The organism is Paenibacillus thermotolerans (genome assembly GCF_028745515.1).
GTDB lineage: Bacteria > Bacillota > Bacilli > Paenibacillales > YIM-B00363 > Paenibacillus_AE > Paenibacillus_AE thermotolerans.
The window spans coordinates 1-2,539 of record NZ_JAQZSG010000080.1; the positions used below are offsets into that span (position 1 = coordinate 1).

The 2,539-nt window shown below is 46.1% G+C and carries 2 protein-coding genes; both read right to left on the reverse strand.

The window, feature by feature from the left end; genetic code table 11:
- Window positions 1–92: 92 nt before the first annotated feature.
- Window positions 93–848, reverse strand: a complete 756-nt coding sequence (gene istB, locus PT964_RS26270; RefSeq protein WP_274366320.1) for an IS21-like element helper ATPase IstB — start codon at window positions 846–848, stop codon at window positions 93–95.
- On the reverse strand, window positions 845–2,416 hold the full coding sequence (gene istA / locus PT964_RS26275) for an IS21 family transposase (RefSeq protein WP_274366321.1): 1,572 nt from the start codon (window positions 2,414–2,416) through the stop codon (window positions 845–847). Before istA ends, istB begins: the two co-directional genes overlap by 4 nt.
- Window positions 2,417–2,539 lie beyond the last annotated feature (123 nt).

Consider the following 2,539-nt stretch of genomic DNA (forward strand, 5'->3'; position numbering starts at 1 on the left):
TGTAACCGTCAAGTACTTTTGAACACTTTTTGCTAAATAACTTTGGACAGTTTTATTGCTCGCCACACGAAGAACTATGCACATGTGAGTAACTACGAATTACCAAATATGGTCTTCCGGTTTTTCAACCGATGACTGTCTCCATCTAGTTGGATCACTTCACTTTTGTGGATAACTCGATCCAAAATGGCCGTTGTGATCGCTACATCCCCCAACAACTCTCCCCAATCCTTGGGTTCTTTGTTCGATGTGATGATCAGAGAGGATTGCCCGTATACCTTGTTTATAAACTGAAAGAACAGATTGGCTTCTACTCGATCCATCGCCATAAACATCAGGTCATCCAAAATAATAAGATCGGATTCTATGATACGCTTTACTTTTAACTTTGCCTGGCGTGAGATTTCCTGTGTTTTCAACCCTTGAATCAGCGCATCCATCGTCACAAAGCTGACCTTGAAGCCTTTCTGCAACGCCTCTATGCCTAAGCCGATACTAAGGTGAGTTTTACCTACGCCGGGCGGGCCCAAGAGCAGGATGTGGTAGGCCTGCTCCAACCAGACAAGCTCCTGGAGTTGGCTAAGCTGTTTCTTACTTAGTGAAGCCGACTCTTCTGGATTAAACTCAGCCAGCGTCTTTATCTCTGGGAACGCTGCCGACTTGAAACGCTTCGCCAACTGCTTTTCTTCCCTGCACCTTCCCTCGTGATCCAACAGATGTTGGATGCATTCACGGTAACTCCACTCTTGTTTCTCTGCTGTTAGGAGTAACTCTTCCACAATGCCCGCAGCTTCACGTAAATGAAGGGAGGACAACGACTGTTTCAATGTGAGGAGGGCTGCCGTCATTTCGCTTCACCTGCCATTATTTTTTCGTATACCTTCATGTCACGGACAGGTACCGTAATCCGGAATGGCTCTATCCCTTTTACCTCAACAGGCTCTGCCTTTGTTGCGGACAACTTCTTATGTGTAGCATTCTGGATCTTTCCAAAGTGGTGTAGAGCCTCGGTGAAGTGTTGAGCGCTATACAGTCGGTTCTTTGTGCAGAACGTCAAGGCCTGTGCTATATCACTGAATGTGAACACTTTCACGTGCTTCTCTATGAGTTGCAGCTGATCTCGAATATATCTTGGCTTTCGTTTACGGATTTCCTCAAGATACTCCCGGAAAGGGAGCGGATCGGGTCCAAGCCGTGCCACGTGATCCAAGTAAGCGGGGATTCCTTTGGAGCGATCACGTGCGTGAGAATTGTTTTTGATGAGTTGGCCCTTGTCTAGGCAAAGCCTATGCCGAGCGATCTCTTGGCCCGTATGCTTGTCGGAGATAATAATCTCACCGTCCTCGGTCAGTCGCAGAAGAGCCTCTTTCCCCTTCCCATCATAGGTCCCAAGCGGAACGGAGTAGCGATTGGACAGATAGCTGACGGTATTGTCCTTTCGAATGTCTCTTGTTATACTAGAGTCAGTTTCAATTTGATTTAGGGAAAGCATCGGCTGGAGGTGCTGTTTTTCGAGGGCATGCACTTCCGCCGGTATTTTTTTTGTCGTGTTGTGCATCTTTCCGTTCCCCGTTCGCATAAGCCATGCCAGACAAGCCTCATTTAACTTGGATAGATTAGTGTACGTTCTTCCTCGACCAAAGCTGTATTTTACGAATTTGACGACGTTCTCAATCCTGCCTTTACTCTCTGGATCTTGTTTGCGGCAAAGGTGGACCTGGAACTTCCTTTCGTTGCGATAGGCTGCGAACTCTTGGGTGAGTAAGATATCTCCTTGGTTCTCGCTAACAACAAGGAGGTGGTCCTGATCGTAAACCAATTCTTTTGTCTTACCGCCGAAGTAAGCAAATGCCCGTTCATGCGTAGCAATGACATCCTTCGTGGTGAAGGGCCGATCTAGCCACTCAACATATTTGTGCCTAGAATTCGAGAGTACAAATGCAATGAAGCGCAGTGTTTTCCACTGATTGTGTTCGTCTTGCAATTTCATCTCTCCGAAATCTACCTGTGTCTGCTGACCCATTGGTGGATCCGGAATCGATTCATACTGCCGCTGGTATTTGACTTTGAGGATTCCATACTTATCTCTAAGTTCCCTCACATAGTTTCGGATGGTGCTCTCACACATACTAAGATGACCATGCCGTTCCTGCAGCCAATCCATCACTTGTGCGGAGGACAGGTCCGGTGAAGATCGCAGCCAAGATATGATTTCCGCTTCATATTCGTCTGCCTTCTTCGATCTTGTTTTCATTTCCTCATTCCATTGATGATATTCTTCTGGAGTCATGTTCATATACTTGTACAACGTTGTCCTGGATATCTTTAGCCGGTTCGCTATCTGCGTCTTATTCAATCCCATGGCCACCCACTGATCGATGTTGATGTAGTTCTGCCACCTCTCCGTAGTCCCCAAACCATTTCCCCCAAGTATGTATGATGTCTAAAACTCTATCATTATACTTGACTATGGGAATGCTTGGTTATTATTGTTCATTCTTATCTAGCATTTTCTGTCCACTTTAGTTTAGCAGTTACA